The organism is Veillonella sp. (genome assembly GCF_032470285.1).
In the GTDB taxonomy this organism is placed as follows: Bacteria; Bacillota; Negativicutes; order Veillonellales; family Veillonellaceae; genus Veillonella.
In genome coordinates this window covers 132,636-150,963 of the sequence record NZ_JAWEKP010000003.1, presented here as the reverse complement: position 1 = coordinate 150,963, position 18,328 = coordinate 132,636, and the positions used below count along the sequence as shown (strand labels likewise).

At 39.8% G+C, this 18,328-nt stretch carries 18 protein-coding genes and 1 pseudogene; all 19 read left to right on the top strand.

Annotated features, from left to right (window positions below; genetic code table 11):
- The first annotated feature begins 209 nt into the window (after positions 1-209).
- The 19 genes and pseudogenes from E7B10_RS04870 (at position 210) to E7B10_RS04780 (ending at position 18,221) form a co-directional block, all read left to right on the top strand.
- Positions 210-1,247, top strand: coding sequence for a rod shape-determining protein (locus E7B10_RS04870; RefSeq protein WP_004698656.1), 1,038 nt, complete (start codon positions 210-212; stop codon positions 1,245-1,247).
- 1 nt (position 1,248) lies between these two features.
- Positions 1,249-2,166: a rod shape-determining protein MreC gene (mreC, locus tag E7B10_RS04865; RefSeq protein WP_004698531.1), complete on the top strand. Its 918-nt coding sequence runs from the start codon at positions 1,249-1,251 to the stop codon at positions 2,164-2,166.
- On the top strand, positions 2,163-2,657 hold the full coding sequence (gene mreD, locus E7B10_RS04860; RefSeq protein ID WP_287507292.1) for a rod shape-determining protein MreD: 495 nt from the start codon (positions 2,163-2,165) through the stop codon (positions 2,655-2,657). The genes mreC and mreD overlap by 4 nt, the downstream gene beginning before the upstream one ends.
- 19 nt (positions 2,658-2,676) lie before the next feature.
- Positions 2,677-4,599: a penicillin-binding protein 2 gene (gene mrdA, locus E7B10_RS04855; RefSeq protein WP_008714278.1), complete on the top strand. Its 1,923-nt coding sequence runs from the start codon at positions 2,677-2,679 to the stop codon at positions 4,597-4,599.
- A gap of 1 nt (position 4,600) precedes the next feature.
- On the top strand, positions 4,601-5,524 hold the full coding sequence (locus tag E7B10_RS04850) for an AAA family ATPase (RefSeq protein WP_128114056.1): 924 nt from the start codon (positions 4,601-4,603) through the stop codon (positions 5,522-5,524).
- Between the two features lie 8 nt (positions 5,525-5,532).
- The gene (rodA, locus tag E7B10_RS04845; RefSeq protein WP_083791376.1) at positions 5,533-6,636 is read left to right on the top strand and encodes a rod shape-determining protein RodA; all 1,104 of its coding nucleotides are present in this window, start codon (positions 5,533-5,535) and stop codon (positions 6,634-6,636) included.
- Between the two features lie 55 nt (positions 6,637-6,691).
- Positions 6,692-8,575, top strand: coding sequence for a TIGR03960 family B12-binding radical SAM protein (locus tag E7B10_RS04840; protein WP_278604973.1), 1,884 nt, complete (start codon positions 6,692-6,694; stop codon positions 8,573-8,575).
- Positions 8,547-9,242 carry a TIGR03936 family radical SAM-associated protein gene (locus E7B10_RS04835; protein WP_105086662.1) on the top strand — a complete coding sequence of 232 codons (696 nt, stop codon included), beginning with the start codon at positions 8,547-8,549 and terminating at the stop codon, positions 9,240-9,242. The genes E7B10_RS04840 and E7B10_RS04835 overlap by 29 nt, the downstream gene beginning before the upstream one ends.
- A 34-nt stretch (positions 9,243-9,276) precedes the next feature.
- Positions 9,277-10,704, top strand: coding sequence for an Rne/Rng family ribonuclease (locus E7B10_RS04830; protein WP_105086661.1), 1,428 nt, complete (start codon positions 9,277-9,279; stop codon positions 10,702-10,704).
- A 28-nt stretch (positions 10,705-10,732) separates the two neighbouring features.
- Positions 10,733-11,308: pseudogene (locus tag E7B10_RS04825) on the top strand (manganese efflux pump MntP family protein).
- A 200-nt stretch (positions 11,309-11,508) separates the two neighbouring features.
- Entirely contained in the window at positions 11,509-11,820 is a 312-nt protein-coding gene (gene rplU / locus E7B10_RS04820) for a 50S ribosomal protein L21 (protein ID WP_105086659.1), read from the top strand.
- Positions 11,821-11,822: 2 nt separating this feature from the next.
- The gene (locus E7B10_RS04815; RefSeq protein ID WP_004698521.1) at positions 11,823-12,137 is read left to right on the top strand and encodes a ribosomal-processing cysteine protease Prp; all 315 of its coding nucleotides are present in this window, start codon (positions 11,823-11,825) and stop codon (positions 12,135-12,137) included.
- Positions 12,138-12,149: 12 nt separating this feature from the next.
- Entirely contained in the window at positions 12,150-12,434 is a 285-nt protein-coding gene (rpmA, locus tag E7B10_RS04810) for a 50S ribosomal protein L27 (RefSeq protein ID WP_004696430.1), read from the top strand.
- Between the two features lie 139 nt (positions 12,435-12,573).
- On the top strand, positions 12,574-13,230 hold the full coding sequence (locus E7B10_RS04805; protein WP_119563216.1) for an ATP-binding cassette domain-containing protein: 657 nt from the start codon (positions 12,574-12,576) through the stop codon (positions 13,228-13,230).
- On the top strand, positions 13,227-13,991 hold the full coding sequence (locus E7B10_RS04800; RefSeq protein WP_287507297.1) for an ABC transporter permease: 765 nt from the start codon (positions 13,227-13,229) through the stop codon (positions 13,989-13,991). Before E7B10_RS04805 ends, E7B10_RS04800 begins: the two co-directional genes overlap by 4 nt.
- Positions 13,992-14,284: 293 nt before the next feature.
- Positions 14,285-15,307 carry an iron ABC transporter permease gene (locus E7B10_RS04795; RefSeq protein ID WP_004698649.1) on the top strand — a complete coding sequence of 341 codons (1,023 nt, stop codon included), beginning with the start codon at positions 14,285-14,287 and terminating at the stop codon, positions 15,305-15,307.
- Between the two features lies 1 nt (position 15,308).
- Entirely contained in the window at positions 15,309-16,307 is a 999-nt protein-coding gene (locus E7B10_RS04790; protein WP_024061978.1) for an iron ABC transporter permease, read from the top strand.
- Positions 16,308-16,321: 14 nt separating this feature from the next.
- Entirely contained in the window at positions 16,322-17,131 is an 810-nt protein-coding gene (locus E7B10_RS04785; protein WP_120055415.1) for an ABC transporter ATP-binding protein, read from the top strand.
- Between the two features lies 1 nt (position 17,132).
- Positions 17,133-18,221 (top strand): ABC transporter substrate-binding protein, encoded by a 1,089-nt coding sequence (locus E7B10_RS04780; protein ID WP_287507300.1) that lies wholly within the window; start codon positions 17,133-17,135, stop codon positions 18,219-18,221.
- Positions 18,222-18,328: the final 107 nt, after the last annotated feature.

The following is an 18,328-nucleotide window of genomic DNA, read 5'->3' as shown; positions in this document are numbered from 1 at the left end:
CGCATGGGTAAGTTCCTATAAATGAGTGCTTTTCCTTATTGTGTATGAGATTATATGTATGAAGTTATGTAATTTTTATGTATGACTTATGAGTACAGGGATTATGCGTTATCTGTGCTTTTAACAAAAGGAAAGGTACTGATATCAATGGAAAAAGTCGCGTTATATATGGTAAAATGGAATGATGATGTAATGAAGGAGAAATTACTATGAGTTCCATTTTACCTACTCTAGGAAAAGATGTAAGTATAGATATTGGTTCCATACAAACGCGCCTCATGGGGGGGACGCGAGGGACTGTTATAAGCGAACCATCGATTATAGCAACTGATACAAAACAAGAAAAAGTAGTAGCCGTTGGTGATGAAGCGGCGCGCCTCGTATTGCGCATGCCCGATATGTGGCGTCCGTTAACGCCTTTAAAGGATGGATTTATCGTTGACTATCGTGTTATGCATACTATGCTTAGCTACTTTCTTAATAAGGTGTCTAATGCGTTGCGTCGAGCCCGCGTTGTCGTAGGGGTTCCTTGTGGCATGACCGATGTTGAGCAACGAGCTATGATGGATGCTGTTATTCAAGCTGGTGCTCGAGAGGTATTCCTCATTGAACGACCTGTGGCAGCTGCTATTGGTTGTGGTGTGCCTATCTTTGAAGCGCAAGGATCTATGGTTATTGACATCGGTGGTGGCACTATTGATATGGGGATTGTTTCTTTAGGTGGTATCGTAGATAGCAAAACAATTCGTTTTGGTGGTTCTGATATTAATAATGCCTTATTGCGCTATGTGCGTGAGTGTTTTGGCGTTATCGTATCTGATGAGACCATATTAGATATTAAGCATACATTAGGTACAGCTATCGCTCCTTTAGAGGATGCAGAGTATGCCTTTCAGGGGCGCGATATGATGAACGGCTTAGGTAGACGTTGTGTGATTCATCAATCTGAAGTGTACCAAGTTGTAAATGAATGTTTGATAGGACTCTTAGATGAGGTTAAGCAAATGATTCGTGCTACGGCACCAGAAATCGTGGCTGATATTATGCAACATGGCATATGGCTTACTGGCGGTACGGCAAGACTATCTGGCTTAGCGGATCGGATTGGTACTGAAGTAGGTGTACCTGTTCACGTTCCTGAAGCACCTGAAACAAAAGTTGTGGTAGGCCTTAATGGGGCCTCATCTGATTTGGTGAGCTTATCGCGTTTTATTGTAAATTCTAAGAATAGAAAGGGCCGAGACTAGCATGATACAGTCAGATAAAAAGTTAATTATCATCGTTGTCATTGGTTGTATCCTAATGGCATTGCTCGGCTTTGCGTGGAAGCAACGGACTAGTATTCCCTTTGTTACGGTTACCCTTGAAGGAATTACAACGCCTTTCTCTTATGGGTCAGCTCGTTTATTAGAGGGCGTCCAAACTAGCTTTACAGTACTTAATAATGCTATTTTCTCTACTATCGAACGTGAAGAGGAAGCATCTCGTAAAGCTACATTGGAACAAAAGGTAGTTAACTACGATGAAGTAGTAGCAGAGAATATTCGCCTTCGTCAGCTTTTAAACTATAAGAGTAGCCATCCAGAATTCTCCATGACCCTAGCAGGTATCATTACAAAGGATTACGGTACTTGGACAAATACTTTCACCATTGATAAAGGGAGTGAAGAAGGTATGGCAGTTAATATGGCTGTTGTTGTACCTAGTGGTGTCGTTGGTTTTATTACAGATGTATATCCGCATTCTGCTCGCGTTCAAACCATTCTTGATCCGCGTAGCGCAATAGGTATCCTTGTACAACGACCTGAATCTCGTTTGTCTGGCGTTGTAAAAGGTAATGGCAATACACCTCGTACACCATCTATGGTAAATATTGCTCGTGATGGTGATGTATTGGTAGGTGATAAGTTGATTACCTCTGGATATGGAGGCATTTATCCGAAAGGTCTACCTGTTGGCAACGTGCAATCTATCGAAAATGATTCGGAAGGATTTGTTAAAAATGCGGTAGTCACACCGAGTGTAGATTTTCATCGTTTAGAAGAAGTTTTTGTGCTTACCTCGTCTTCTCTAAGTGCACCACAAAAACCAGAACTTGAACCTAAACTTGTGCCTCAAACACAACGAGATCAAGTAGAGGGTGCAAAGGGGGCCGTTAAACAATGATGCGTCTAGCTTTAGCTCTCTCTGGATTTTTAATATATTTTATACAAGCGCAATTATTGCCTACTATTTTCCATACAAATTGGTTACCAAACTTAATTTTGACGATAATTGTTATGATTACTTTATTTAAAGGTCGTCGTATGGGGCTGATATCCGCTGTTGTTGGGGGTATCGTACATGATGTATTGATATCTAACTTTTTTGGGCTCCATCTATTCCCTTACGTAATTGTGGTATACCTACTATCTGCCGTAAAGCATCGTATCTATGAAGAACGCTGGTATTGGTCTAGCGGTATAGTAGCTACTTGTACGCTACTAGATGGCGTTATTCGTAGCTTTATGATATTAGCTAGTGGTGGCGATTTGCACTTTGGACTATACTTGTGGCATATGGTATTACCCGTGATGTTCTGGAATGGCTTGTTAGGCGCTATTGTGCATGGTTTGTTATGGCGTAAAGATGATGAACAACAAGGTTATATTTGGTAAGGATTAAGGGGGTGAAAGAGTGCTTGAAGGCCTCTATAAACGAAGAAAAACGAATCGCTTTGATGTACTCTTTTACATTGTAGCCGGCATATTTATAGTCTTGGCATTACGCCTGATGTCGTTGCAAATCTTGTCTGGTGGTTATTACCAAGCTAAGGCAGAAGGCAACCGTTTGCGCATGGTATCCATGACAGCTGCTCGTGGTATTATGTACGATCGAAATGGTCAGATCTTAGTAGGTTCTAGACCGGCATACACTATCTCCATTTTGCCTACGGGGAAGGCTCTAGACGAAGGTGAAGTTGCTAAGTTGGCAACTTTGCTGAAAATTAAACCAGAAGATATTACAAAAAAGGTAAATGATCATAAATATGGTTATGAGCCAATTCGTATTGCTAATGATATTTCTATGGATGTAGTTACAAGCATCGAAGAGCATCGTCATGAATTACCAGGTGTTACCATAGATGTAGAACCACTTCGCTATTATCCATATGAAACGATGGCTTCTCAGCTCTTTGGGTATGTGGGTGAAGTGAGCGAAGAAGAATTAGAAGAGCTAAAACAGCAAGATCCAAATACCCTTATTAGTGGTGGTACTATTTTAGGCCGTTCTGGTCTTGAAAAACTATATGATTCCATCTTGCGTGGCACTGATGGTGGTAAACAGGTAGAGGTTGATGCTACAGGCCGACCGGTTGCGGAGGTAGATAGAAAGCATACAGTGCCTGGATCTAATATTCATTTGACAATAGATGCAAATCTACAAAAGGCTGCTGAAGAAGCTGTTAAGAACCAATTAGAACAGTTGCGTGCCCAAGGCATTCCAGCTCAAGGAGCTGCTGTAGTAGCAATGGATCCAAATACGGGTGCCATTTTGGCCATGGTCAGCGCCCCTGAGTTTAACCCTAATTGGTTTGCGAAGGGGATTACAACGGCACAGTGGAATCAATTGAATAACGATAAGAATCATCCATTTGATAATAAGGTTATTTCTGGTGAATATCCACCAGGTTCTCCGTTCAAGATTATTACAGGTACGGCGGCTTTAGATCTTAAAAAGGTTACCCCTGAAGAAATGATTTTTGATAGTGGTAAACATTGGCTTATCGATAAACGAAATGCAGAAGGTGAAGCATTAGGGTGGCTTAACTTTAATAAAGCTCTTGCAAAATCAGATAATGTTTACTTCTATGAAATGGGCAATCGCGTTGGCATAGAAGGACTTGTAAAATATGCTGGCTACTTTGGTATTGGCGAAAAGACAGGCATCAATCTTGTTGGTGAGGCCTCTGGTAATATGGCAAGTCCTGCTTATAAACGCAAAGTGTATGATGAAGATTGGTATTTAGGTGAAACCTTTGATGCGGCCATAGGTCAGTCTTTTACTTTGGTGACACCATTACAAATGGCTGTTATGCTCAGTGAAGTAGCAAATGGTGGCATTAAATACCGCCCATATGTAGTGAGCCGTATTGATAATAAGGATGGCACGCCAAAAGAAATCTTTGGCCCAGACAAGCTCGGTATCTTACCTGTACCAAAAAATATTATGGATCTTGTTCGCGAAGGCTTGCGTGATGTTACTAATGAAGGTGGTACAGCAGGGGAGTTGTTTAAAGGATTCCCTATTGATGTAGCTGGTAAAACAGGTACTTCAGAGAATGCACATGGCAGAGATCACGGCTGGTTTGTAGCCTATGCACCATATGATAAGCCACAAATTGTAGTGGTTGCACTTGTTGAGCAAGGTAGCTTTGGTGCGGGCTCTGCAGGGCCTATCGTAAGAGATATATTGGCTGCGTACTTCAATGTACCAGTGAATAAGAAATCTAATGATACAAATAGTAAGAGCAATAAGGAAACTGCTACGGGGACAAGTATTAATAAAGGGCAAAAACCTCAGAATGCGGTAACTAGTGGACAACCAAGAAAGGATTAGTATGGGCGAGATAATCGGCGTTGTATCCGGTAAGGGGGGCGTAGGTAAGACTACGATTACCGCTTGCTTGGGTTCAGCCTTAAGCAATGCAGGGCATCGCGTATTGCTCTGTGATGGAGATTTTGGATTGCGCGATTTAGACCTTGTGTTAGGAGTGGCAAATGAAATTATTTACGACGCATTAGATGCGAGCGAAGATAAAGACTATATGGATGATGCCATCGTATCAATTGCTGAAAACTTAGATTTTCTACCAGCTAGCCAAAGTGCTCGTTGGGAAGATATAGGTCGTAAAAAATATAAAAAATTAGTCCGTCGCCTCTCTGAGACATATGACTATATTTTAATTGATGCTCCTGCTGGTATCGGTAAGGGCATAGAGTCTATTTTAGAATTAGTAAATCGCTGCATCGTGGTGACGCATCCTTTATGGGTATCCTTGCGTAATGGGGCACGCATGATTCAAGTATGTCAAGAACATAATATTCGTGATTATGCTATTGCTTTTAATGCAGTACCTATCGATGGAGAGGATATCCATTTATATGATATGTTAGAAGTCCTTCGCGCTGAATATGTAGGGGCTATAATTCCTTATGATGAGGATATTTTGACCTATACACAAGATGGTCGTTTGTTAGAATTTGTTTCTAGTGAACTAAAAGCTATGTTAGCACCTCTTGTTGATTATGTAACTACCGGTGATTGTTGGGAAGACTACGATGTACAAAAGCACTTCGATGCTTATGTAACTAAGAAAAAAACATCGAAGGAGCAAGATAGTACACCAAGTCTTGCAACAGTAGGTGAGTCTATTTTTGAGGATTCTAACAATGTTCATTACATTAATCGTGGTGGTTGGACCACGCAACGCTTATTGGTGCAAGGAAAACAAAGCTTATGGCGCCGTAGCAAGTTGAAATAGGTGATATGATGTGGCGTAAAATATGGACAGATAGCGATTGGACTATCATCATATGTACTATATTACTTGTCGGAATTGGTCTTACAGCTATTGGTAGTGCTACCCATGTGAATCATGAAGCTATCGGTTTTGGTAGTTTAGTGGTAAAACAACTCGTATTCTTTTTAGCAAATATAGCTGTCGTTATAGGCATGCAATTTCTAGATTATCATCGCCTTAAAGGGTGGGGGAATATGATTTATGTGATTACCATGCTTATGTTAATTGCAGTTATGGTAGTTGGTACCTCCGCACTAGGTGCACAGCGTTGGATTCAACTGGGGCCAATTACTATTCAGCCTTCAGAGTTTTCTAAACTATTGATGATTATCTGTATGGCTAAAATGCTAGAACCGCGCATTGGCAAGTTAGATACTTTTAAATCCCTATTGATGCCAGTGTTATATGTAGGGATTCCTATCCTTCTCGTATTCTTACAACCTGACTTGGGGACATCCCTCGTATATATTGCTATATTTGTAGGGATGCTCTTTATATCTGGTATCAAAACAAAGCTTATAAAAATCATTGCGAGCGTGGCGTTACTCTTGATGCCTTTAGGTTGGTTTGTACTGAAAGAATACCAAAAGCAACGTATTCTAGTATTTTTAAATCCAGATATTGATCCCTTCGGTTCTGGCTATCATATTATTCAATCTAAGATTGCCATCGGGTCGGGTATGATTTTTGGTAAAGGTATCTTTAATGGTACTCAAAGTCAGTTGAACTTTTTACCAGAAAATCATACGGACTTTATCTTTTCTGTAATCGGCGAAGAATTTGGCTTTGTAGGATGCATTGTAGTATTGCTATTATTGTTTATGCTTATTTATCGCAGCATTCAAGTAGCATATACCTGCAATGATAATTTCGGTATGTTATTAGCAACGGGTATTGGTACGATGTTTGCCTTTGAAGTGCTCGTAAACGTAGGCATGACGATTGGTATCATGCCTGTAACGGGGATTCCGTTGCCATTCCTTAGCTATGGTGTTAGTGCGCTAACAACTAATATGCTGAGCATTGGCATTTTATTAAATATTGCTAGACAGCGGACAAAATATATATTTTAATATCCTTTCATAGGATTGATTGTGAAAGAAGTCTTTCATTAAAGACGGAGGATGTATGATTCAATTAGATACGTCATGGTTACAACATGTCCAAAAGCCTGCTCGCTACACGGGCGGCGAATACAATAGTATCGTGAAAGATCACAGTACTGTTGATGTAACTATGGCTTTAGGTTTTCCCGATGTGTACGAAGTGGCCATGAGTCATTTGGGCATCAAGATTTTGTATGGTCTCGTAAATCGTCGTGAAGATGCGGTAGCCGAGCGCGTATTTGCACCGTGGCATGATATGGAAGAGGAGATGCGGAAGCGTAATATTCCATTATTTTCCTTAGAAACACGTACGCCTATTAAAGACTTTGATGTGTTAGCATTTACGCTTCAATATGAAATGAGCTTTACAAATATCTTGAATATGCTCGACTTAGCAGGTATTCCAATGTATGCTAAGGACCGCGATATGGACTTCCCATTGCTCGTATGCGGCGGCCCTTGTGCGTATAATGTAGAGCCTATTGCAGATTTCTTTGATATCGTATCCCTCGGGGAATCTGAAGAGTGGGGTGATGAGTTTATCGACCTATTCAAAGCAGAAAAAGCGAAAGGCTTCCCAGGTGGTAAAGAAGGCTTCTTGCGCAAAGTAGCTCAAATTCCTGGTACCTATTGTCCAGCTTTATACGATGTTGAATATACAGAACAAGGCGATTTTAAATCGATTATGCCGCGTTTTGAAGACGTACCAGCAGCCGTTGAGAAACGTATTATAGAGGATGTAGAGAATGTATTCTATCCAACAAAGCCTGTTGTACCATTCCTTGATATAGTGCATGATCGTGCTGTATTGGAGCTATTCCGTGGTTGTACTCGTGGTTGTCGTTTCTGTCAGGCTGGTATGTTATATCGTCCTGTCCGTGAAAAGACACCAGAACGTTTGTTGCAAATTGCTAAAGATACGATTGCCAATACTGGGTACAATGAAATATCCTTGATGAGTTTAAGCTCTGCAGACTACTCCAAATTACCTGAGCTTGTAGATATGCTCATGGAAGAGTTTAAAGATAAACAAGTTAGTGTTAGCTTACCGTCCTTGCGTATCGACAGCTTCTCTATTGATATTGCGAAAAAGGTACAGCAAGTGCGCAAGAGCGGGCTTACCTTTGCTCCTGAAGCAGGTACGCAACGAATGCGTGACGTTATCAATAAAGGCGTTAGTGAAGAAGACTTATTGGCGGCCTGTACTAATGCTTTCAAATCTGGCTGGAATACAGTTAAATTATACTTTATGATGGGCCTTCCTACAGAAACAGACGAAGATTTGGCTGGTATTGCGGATCTTGCTTACAAGGTGCTCGACTTGCACCGTGATATTACAGGCAAACGTAATGGTTCTGTAACGGTGAGCGTATCCTTCTTCGTACCAAAAACACATTCTCCATATCAATGGTATGGTCAAGAAGATGTGGAGGAGATTCATCGTAAACAACGTTACTTGAAGTCTCTCATCAATAATCGTAACATTTCTTATCACTATCATGATGGTTATACTGGCTACATGGAAGCCGCTTTTGCTCGCGGAGATCGTAGACTATCTAAAGTTCTCGTAGAGGCTTGGAAAGCTGGTTGTAAATTTGATGGTTGGACTGAGTTCTTTAACTATGAAGCTTGGTTGAAAGCATTCGCTGACTGCGGATTGGATCCTGCGTATTTTGCACGTCGTACACGAGATTTCGATGAGCCATTGCCTTGGGATCATTTAGATTGTACTGTAAGTAAAGCTTTCTTAAAGCGTGAGTGGGAGCAAGCGGTAGCAGCTAATCTTACAGGCGATTGTCGTCGAGCTCCATGTAAGGGCTGTAATGTATGTCCAGAGCTCAATACAGCTATTATTGACTATAAGGAGGGTGGCAGAGTTGAAAAAGTTACGTTTGGCCTTAAATAAGGGCGAAGAATTACGATTCCTGTCACACCTTGATTATGCTCAAGCTGTAGAGCGTATGATTCGTCGCGCAGAAATTAAAATGGCATATTCTGAAGGCTTTAATCCTCATATGAAAATTAGCTTTTCCTCTGCACTTGCTTTAGGCGTAACGGCAGCAGCTGAATATATCGATATGGATGTGCTCGAAGATGATAGTTTAGAGTCCATTATGGACCGCTTAAATCGTGTAGCGCCTCCTGGTCTTGAGGTCCTAGATGGTAAAGAAATGCCTGAAAAGGTGAAAAAAATGATGGCCATCTGTAACTTTGCTATCTATGAGGTAACAGGTCCTGTGACAGATAAAAATACAGATTGGGATGCGTTACTTAAACCTTTTAATGAAGCAACGGAAATTTCTTATGAAAAGGTGACACCTAAGAAAACTCGTACCATTGATGTAAAAGAGTTTGTAAAAGAACCGGTCGTAGCCTCTATTAAGGATGACATGGTGACTCTTACAATGGGCATCGGTATTTATCCGCAAGGGACTATTAAACCTAGCGAAGTATGGAATCTTGGTAAAGAACAGTATAATTGGCCTATTACTTCGGATTACGAAATTCACCGTCAAGCCATTATGGTAGAAAACGAAGAAGGTCGCTATACGCCATTAGAGATTAATTACTAATTATAATTTAGCTGATAAAGAAGGGAGGGATAGGATGCATAAAATTTTGGTCAATGTTATGCGCGAAGAAATTCGCATGGCTGTTATCGATGAAGAAGGTCAGCTAGTGGACTTTGTCTTGGAGCGTACCGATGAGTCTCATATGGCAAATCATATGTACAAAGGCACAGTAAAGAATGTATTGAATGGTATGCAAGCGGCCTTTGTTGATATTGGGGGCTCTCAAAATGCGTACTTGAACTTACAACAAGGGAAGGAACAGAAAATTTTGCCACGCTTATCTGTGGGGCAACAAATTCTCGTTCAAGTAGTGAAAGAAGAAATGCTTGGTAAAGGTGCTCGCGTAACTGCTGATGTCAGTTTGGCGGGCCGCTTTATGGTGCTTTTACCGTATTCTGAAGGCATGCATATTTCTAAAAAGATTACTGACGAAGCCTTGCGTGCAAAGTTGCAAGAATTAGCAGCACCTTATGTACAAGAAGGTTGCGGTTTTATTATTCGCACTGCGGCAGCTAAGGCTAGTGCTGATGAAATAGGCCGTGACATGGATTACTTGTGGCGTACATGGCAACATGTGTTGAAGCGCTTTAAGGTGGCTAAGAGCGGTACAGATTTATATAGTGACGCAGATTTCTGGTTCCGTCTTGTGCGGGACTATGCTCATCGCAATGTAGAAGAAATCATCGTCGATTCCGATATGGGTGAAGATCGATTGATGGATCTCTTAGGTCATGGCCCTACATCGCAACAAATTAAAGTAACACGTCATCGCGATAGCACACCGATTTTTAAAGCAAATCACATTGAACCTCAATTGGAAGATCTTATCTCTCGCGATATTAATCTTCCTTCTGGAGGGTCAATCCGTATTGATCATACGGAGGCTCTCACCGTATTTGATGTAAATTCTGCTCATTATACTGGTAAATCTAATAAGCTAGAAGATTTAGCTTTTACAGTCAATAAAGAGGCGGCAAAAGAGATCTGTCGTCAATTGCGCTTGCGTGATATCGGTGGTATTATCGTCATCGATTTTATTGATATGAAAGATAAAGAACATCAACAAGAGTTATTAAAATTGTTGGGGGCACAAGCTAAGTTAGATAAAATGAAAACCGTTGTATGCGGCATTAGTTCGCTTGGCCTCGTAGAGATGACGCGAAAACGAGCTCGCCAAGGCTTGCAAACCTTGATGTTTGATACATGCCCTCAATGCGGTGGTACGGGCTATATGTTGTCGGGTCGTACTGTATATATGCAGATTGTGCGTCGCATCCGCGAGTTATTTAAATCAGGACGTATTAAAACGAATCTAGAAATCGAAGTTCATCCGGAGGTGGCTCAGTATTTAACAAAAGCTATTGTCGAGGATTTAGGTGGGTCTATAGGTCGCAAGATTTCTATTGTAGTAAATCCACAAATTAGTCGAGAAGGATATTCCTTGATGGCTATAGCCGAATAAGTAAGTAGTTTGTTTATAGGTGAGTATAGTGTCTATATTTGAAATTGTATTAATTAGTATTGGTCTTGCCATGGATGCTTTTGGCGTATCTATTGGTAAGGGGCTGACAATGCCTGTAGGTGAGAATAGTCGGAAGGTCACTTTGGCCTTTCTCTTTGGCTTGTTTCAGTTCCTAATGCCCCTCATCGGTTGGCTCATAGGACGTCAATTTATCGATGTCATATCTGATTGGGATCACTGGATTATCTTTGGTCTTCTTGGCTATTTAGGTATCGCTATGATTCGAGAAGGGCTTAGCGATGATGATGAAGAGGACGATGATAAGCAATTTTTAGGTGTCTGGGAGATGGTGATGCTCTCCGTAGCAACCAGTCTCGATGCGATGGCTGTAGGGTTGACCTTTGCGTTCTTACCTATTAATGTATGGGAAGCTTCTACCATGATTGGTATTATTACCTTTGGCATTTCTTTAATTGGTGTGTACTTAGGTAAATTTATGGGCCAATTTGTTGGAAAATATGCAGATATAGTTGGTTGAGGTGTATTAATTCTCATCGGTACAAAGATACTCTTACAGCACCTTGGAATTATCGGAGAATTTTAAAGCTCTGTATATATAAGTGTTAAAAACTAGGCGAATTCTGTAGTTTTTGGTTTGACATGATAGTGTAAATAGTATATACTATATCAGTATTAGTTCGGTTTTCTGAACTTTGCAATCCGCGTGAAGCAGGTTTAAACGCCCGACCGAAGTTCGGGTCGGGATACCGAATTCAGCGAGTTCGATAACAAGGAGGTGTTCTCATGTACGCAATTATTAAAACTGGTGGTAAACAATATCGCGTTGCTGAAGGCGATGTAATTACTATCGAAAAATTGGAAGCAGCTGCTAACGATTCCGTTACATTCGAAGAAGTTTTGACTGTAGTGAATGACGGCGACGTTAAAGTTGGCGCTCCTCTTGTAAACGGTGCAAAAGTTACAGGTACAGTTCTTGAGCATGGTAAAGGTAAAAAGATTTTAGTATTCAAATACAAAGCTAAATCCAACTACCGTCGTCGTCAAGGCCATCGTCAACCGTTCACAAAAGTTCGTATTGAATCTATCCAAGCTTAATTATGGTTTCCATTGGAATCCAGCGGAATAGTGATGGTCAAGTTATTGGTTGTCATATGTCCGGTCATGCAGGATATGATGAACATGGCTTCGATATCGTATGTGCTGCAGTGTCTGCCTTATCGGCAACGGCAATGTTAGGCCTCACCCAAATTGCTCAACAAGAAGGTGAGTATACGAATAGCGAAGGTCAATGTGATATAGTTCTCTCTGGTACGATTAATCAGAGTGGACAGGATATTCTGGGGACTATGCTTCTCGGTTTGGAGGAAATTAGCCGTCAATATCCAGAGTTTGTCCAAATTCACGAAATATAGGAGGTGAACTTAATGTTTACTTTTGATTTGCAATTGTTCGCACATAAAAAAGGTGTGTCCAGTACTCGTAACGGTCGTGATAGTGAATCTAAACGTCTTGGTGTTAAATGTCATGATGGTTCCATCGTAAAGAGCGGTAACATCATCGTTCGTCAACGTGGTACTCACTTCCACCCTGGTACTAACGTAGGTATCGGTAAAGATGACACTTTATTCGCACTTGTGCCTGGTAAAGTAGCATTTGAACGTGCTGGTCGTTATAACCGTAAAGTTAGCGTATACCCTGTAGAAGCTTAATTTTACAAGACTATTAATCCCTAGTGGTTTCCACTAGGGATTTTTTATTGTTTATTATGGTGTAAGTTGTATTGGTATAATATAATTTAAAGTGATTATTAAATATATCATAGAGTCTTGAAATATGATCGGAGGCATTATGGCACTATTAGAGTTATCTAATATATCCTATGTTGTAAACGAAAAGTCTATTATCCGTGATGTGTCTCTATCTGTACATGAAGGAGAGTATCTCACTGTTGTAGGCCCTTCTGGTAGTGGTAAAAGTACACTTTTAAAATTATGCAGTGATTTGATTAGTCCTACCTCAGGGATTATTACTTATAATGGACGTGATTTAACCACTATAGATCCAGAAAGTTATCGAAAAGAGGTAGGTTATTGCTTTCAAAGACCTTACTTGTTTGCAAAAACGGTGCGTCGTAATATTTTGTTCCCTTATGATATTCGAGGTATGGAACCTGATATGATTCGTATCAAATATCTTTTCGATTTACTTCATATGCCTATTGAATATCTTGAGCGCCATAATGATGAACTATCTGGTGGAGAAATGCAACGGATTTGTCTCATTCGAAGCCTTATCTTTGAACCTAAAGTATTGCTTTTAGATGAGGTTACCTCTGCATTAGATGCTGTTAACACGGCTATCGTGGAACAGGTAATCGATGAACTTCATAATAATGGGATGACCATCATAGCAATAACACATAGTGAGGAACAAAGCTTACGTAAGGCTAATCGCCGCATTACAATTGTAGATGGATCATTAGCTAAAGAGGAGGTATTACGGTGAGTCAATTTCATGCTATTTCAGCCATGTCATTATGTCTTGCATCTATATTAGTTATTATAAGTATGTTTATGTCCTATCGGCAGGAGTTGAAGTTAGAGAAAGATATTTTTATAAGTGCTTTACGAGCTACCATACAGTTATTTGTTATAGGCTTTATTTTAGCTTATATTTTTAGTACTGAAAGTCCTATATTCATAATCGGATTATTAGGTTTTATGGCTATTAATGCAGCCTATAATTCTTCTAAGCGGGGAAAGGGAATTCCTTATGCGCTATGGATTTCTTGGTTTGCTATAACCGTAGGTGCAAGTATTACGTTATTGATTTTGCTTCTAACAGGCGTACTTAACTTTACTGCTTATCAGGTGATTCCTGTTGGAGGGATGGTTATTAGTGGAGCTATGGTAGCAATTGGCCTTTGTTATCGGCAAATGCTATCAAATTTTGAGTTACGCCAACAAGAGGTGGAAATTAAACTAGCGTTAGGAAGTACGCCTAAGCAAGCGTCAAAAGCCATCGTGCGAGATGTTATAAAGACTGGATTGCAACCTACTGTGGATAGCGCTAAGACTTTAGGAATCGTGGCTTTACCAGGAATGATGACAGGTCTTATCTTAGCGGGGATGCCTCCACTTGAAGCTGTAAAATATCAAATGATCGTGACATTTATGAGTTTATCTACTATATCGATTGCTTGCTTTATTACTTGTCAATTAGCGTATAAAACATTTTTTAATAATAGGAATCAATTAAATAGGTAAATTTAGTGCTTTAAATATATTTTATTGTACATCAAATCAGAATATTTACTCATAACTTAGAGTAGTAGCCTTAAGGTTACTGCTCTTTTTTTATAGAAATAATGTTTATATATGATTATAGGAATAAAAATTGTTGGATATAATTCTGTATAGTTATAAAGATTTACTTATTTTGTTTTTAACATTGCATTATTGCTATAAATGATACTGAGATTTATTATTGAAATAGATAGAGCATTGTTGATATAATGTATCAGTAAATTCTATAGTATTTCGTATTGTAAGGAGTTCTTATGAGCAATTATGACGTAGAAACAAGGGGAGGGCGCGCAGCTAAAACTACGCTACTAGGTATACTGGCTTTAGCTATTTTAATTGCCACATCTCTTGGTTCACTCTTCATTGGGATACGCTATATCAGCCTAGATGATATTACTTTATCCTTTACTAACTATGATCCTAATAGTATAGGTCAGATGATCGTTCAAACATTGCGCTTGCCACGTATGATAGCAGGTATCGTTGTAGGTATCAGCTTTGCCGTATCAGGTGCACTGATGCAAGGTGTTACCAACAATCCTATGGCAAGTCCTTCTATTTTGGGGATTAACGCAGGTGCCAGTTTTGGTTTAGCTGTTGGGATGATTTTATTTCCTTATTTAACCTTAAATGGAAGTATTTTGTTTTCCTTCGGTGGGGCCGCATTGGCAACACTGTTCATTTTAGCTCTTGCTAAACGCGTAGGTGGTAAAGCTACTCCTGTATATCTTGCACTTGCAGGTACGGCTATTAGTGCAGTATTTGTGGCTGTTACACATATGCTTGTTGTGTACTTCCAAGTGGCACAAGAGTTAAGCTTTTGGACTGCAGGCGGTATTAGTGGTATTCGTATGGAACAAGTATTACTCGTATTACCTTGGACACTCATTGGTATTCTTATTGCCATGTACGTATCTAAATCTGTTACGCTCTTAAGCTTTGGCGAAGAGGTAGCTATTGGTCTTGGCAGTAATTTAAATCGTGTACGTGTATTATCTGGTTTAACTGTACTTATTCTTAGCGGTTCTGCTGTTGCTCTAGCCGGTCCGATCGGCTTTGTAGGTCTCGTTATTCCACATATAACACGTAAACTGGTAGGCATCGATTATCGTCTTGTAATTCCATTCTCTGCACTCTTTGGTGCAGTACTTGTTATGATTGCTGACGTTGTAGCTCGTATCGTAAATCCCCCATTCGAAACACCATTAGGTGCCATTACTGCTCTTGTCGGTGTTCCATTCTTTATTTATTTAGCAAATCGTAAGGGAGGAAAATAAGATGAAAAAACGCTTTTTTGCCTACTCTTTCGTTATGACGCTCATGTTGTTAGGTGCCATGTATGGACATCTTCATACAGGCTTTAGTGATATGTCTACATCTGATCTTATTCGCATTCTCTTTGGCGGTGGTAATGATGTAGAAAAACTCACAGTTTTTGATTTCCGTTTAGTTCGCACCATCTTGGCTGTATTTATTGGTATGGGCCTTGCTATGTCTGGTGCAATTTTTCAAACTATATCTCGGAATGAATTGGCTAGTCCAAGCTTGTTAGGCGTAAATGCTGGTGCTGGTTTAGGTGTAGTTCTTTTAGTATATTTTGCAGGTTCTACAACGGCGTGGGGGATTTGGACATTACCTACTGTTGCCGTAGCTGGGGCTGTTGTGGCAGCGATTTTAATTTATCTTCTATCTTGTCGCGGTAGAGATATTATTTCGCCATATCGTTTAATCTTAACAGGTATCTCTATGAGTGCAGGATTCCATGCATTGCAAGTCTTACTCGTAACGCGTTTGGACCCTAATAAATTTTATTTAGTTAATACTTGGACCATCGGCACTATTTCGGGTAATACTTGGGAGCATGTATGGGTGCTTGCGCCAGTTGTCATTGTATTATCACTCATTCTCTATGCCCGTTATATGGAGCTAAATTTATTGAGCCTAGCTGATGAAACAGCGATTGGGCTTGGTGTACATATAAATCGCTCTAGATTTGTATACCTTATTATTGCAGTTCTTTTATCTGGGTTCTGTGTAGCTATCGGTGGCAGCATTGGTTTTGTAGGGCTTATTTCCCCGCATATTGCACGCCGCTTAGTCGGTGCTGATCATGCCTATTTCTTGCCATTAACAGGTCTAATTGGAGCTATTTTAGTGGTCACTGCCGACTGGATTGGCCGATCCATTATTGCGCCTGATGAAATCCTCTTAGGGATTATTGTAGCTTTAATCGGGGCACCATACTTCTTGTATATTCTAGCAAAAACAAAAGCGTAAAAGGGGAAATATAAATGAAATTAGAAGTTAAAAACCTAACTACTGGTTACGGTGATACAAAAATTATAGAGAACTTAAATCTTACGATCCCAGAAGGCAAAGTAACAGCATTAATTGGCGCTAATGGTTGTGGTAAATCTACTTTACTAAAAACTATTTGTCGTATTATTCGACCAATGGATGGCGATGTCTTACTAGATGGTAAATCTATCGGTTCTTATGGTAGTAGAGAACTAGCAAAAAAGGTTGCTATTTTGCCTCAAAATCCAACGGCACCTGGTGAAATTACAGTGCGTGAACTTGTTATGTACGGTCGTGCACCGCATCAAGGCAGCTTATTTGCCCGTACTACAAAAGAGGATAAAGAAATTGTAGAGTGGGCTTTGAAGGAGACTGAATTACTTCAGTTTGCAGATCGTGGCATTACAAATATGTCTGGGGGGCAACGGCAACGGGCATGGATTGCCATGGCTATTGCTCAAAATACAGACATTCTATTCCTTGATGAGCCTACGAGCTTCCTTGATGTATCTCACCAAATGGATGTATTACATTTAGTAGAGCATTTGAATAAAGCTTATAACAAAACGATTGTTATGGTTATTCACGAACTTAATGAAGCCGCTCGTTTTGCCGATAATTTAGTTGCCATGAAGGATGGAAAAATTCAATACGAAGGTACGCCTCATACTATCTTCCATAATGAAATGTTGAAAGATGTATTTGGTGTAGATTCTACAATCATGAATGACCCTAAGACAGATCGTCCGTTCTGTATTCCTTATTCTATGAAAAATTATGGCCATACGGCACGTGAGGTGTAGTATGAAGCGTTTGTTAATTTCTGGTCTTTTGGGGGCTTGTATGCTCATGGGAATTACAGGATGTGGTCCACAGGAAAATGGTATGACTCATGAAGCTATCTATGCTAATCTTGATGATAAGGTAAAAACAGCCCTTGAACGGTCAAATGATCCGAAAGACATTGATAAAGAGTTTAAGAAGCGATTAACGGCTATCCAAAAGGCAGCAGATAAAATTGTTACTGTTGAAGGAGATAAGATTATTGTCACTCATAAGCTCGGGACAACAGTTATGCCCAAAGAACATAAACGTATCGTGGTTGTTCGGACAGAAGATCCTATGATTGCATTAGATGAATCTTTTATAGGGGCAAATTTTAATGAAAAAAGCTATCTTTATAATGAATTAAGTAATCGTAATGTTCAAAATTTTAGTATTAATGATGAAACAAAGACTATCAACTATGAGCAGATTCAGGCTTTAAAACCGGATTTGATTATTATGCGTGACTCTTATGGTAAAGCGGCATATAATGCACTTTCTAAAATTGCTCCAACCATTTCTGTCAACGTAAATAAGGAAGAAGTTGCACTACTAACTATTGCTAAAGCACTTGGGGTCCCTGAAAAAGGGGAAGCTCGTTTGAAAGAGTATTATTCACAGGCGAAGAAAACACGGATAGCTTTAGCTGAACATATGCAAGGGGAAACCGTAGCTTTTCTAAGAATTTTAAATAAAGAAATACGATTGTATCCGTATATGAAAAGCGATTTGAATGTCTTTATGGCTGAATTACTTAATATTAAGCCGCCTGATATGGTATTAGAAACAGAACTTAACCCTACGAACAATGCGATTTCTTTAGAGCGATTACCCGATCTTGATGCAGGCTATTTAATCGTTTCTGCTGGTTACGGTGCTTCTAGTGCTAATAATCAAGGTGTAGCAGACCAACGATTGGCAAATCTTAAAAAAGATGAGTTATGGAAAAATTTGCCTGCTGTAAAAGCCGATCATGTATTGCAAGTGGATAGTACTTTGTGGATGGCCCATGGTATTATTGCGAAAGAACGTGCTATGAAAGAGCTGTATGATACATGGGGAAAATAGGACTAAATACATTTGTAATATATAGTTAGTACTATTATGTAAGGGGTTATCTCGTGTAAAAATACATACATACATTTTAGTCATGTTCGATATAGATAATCGATATA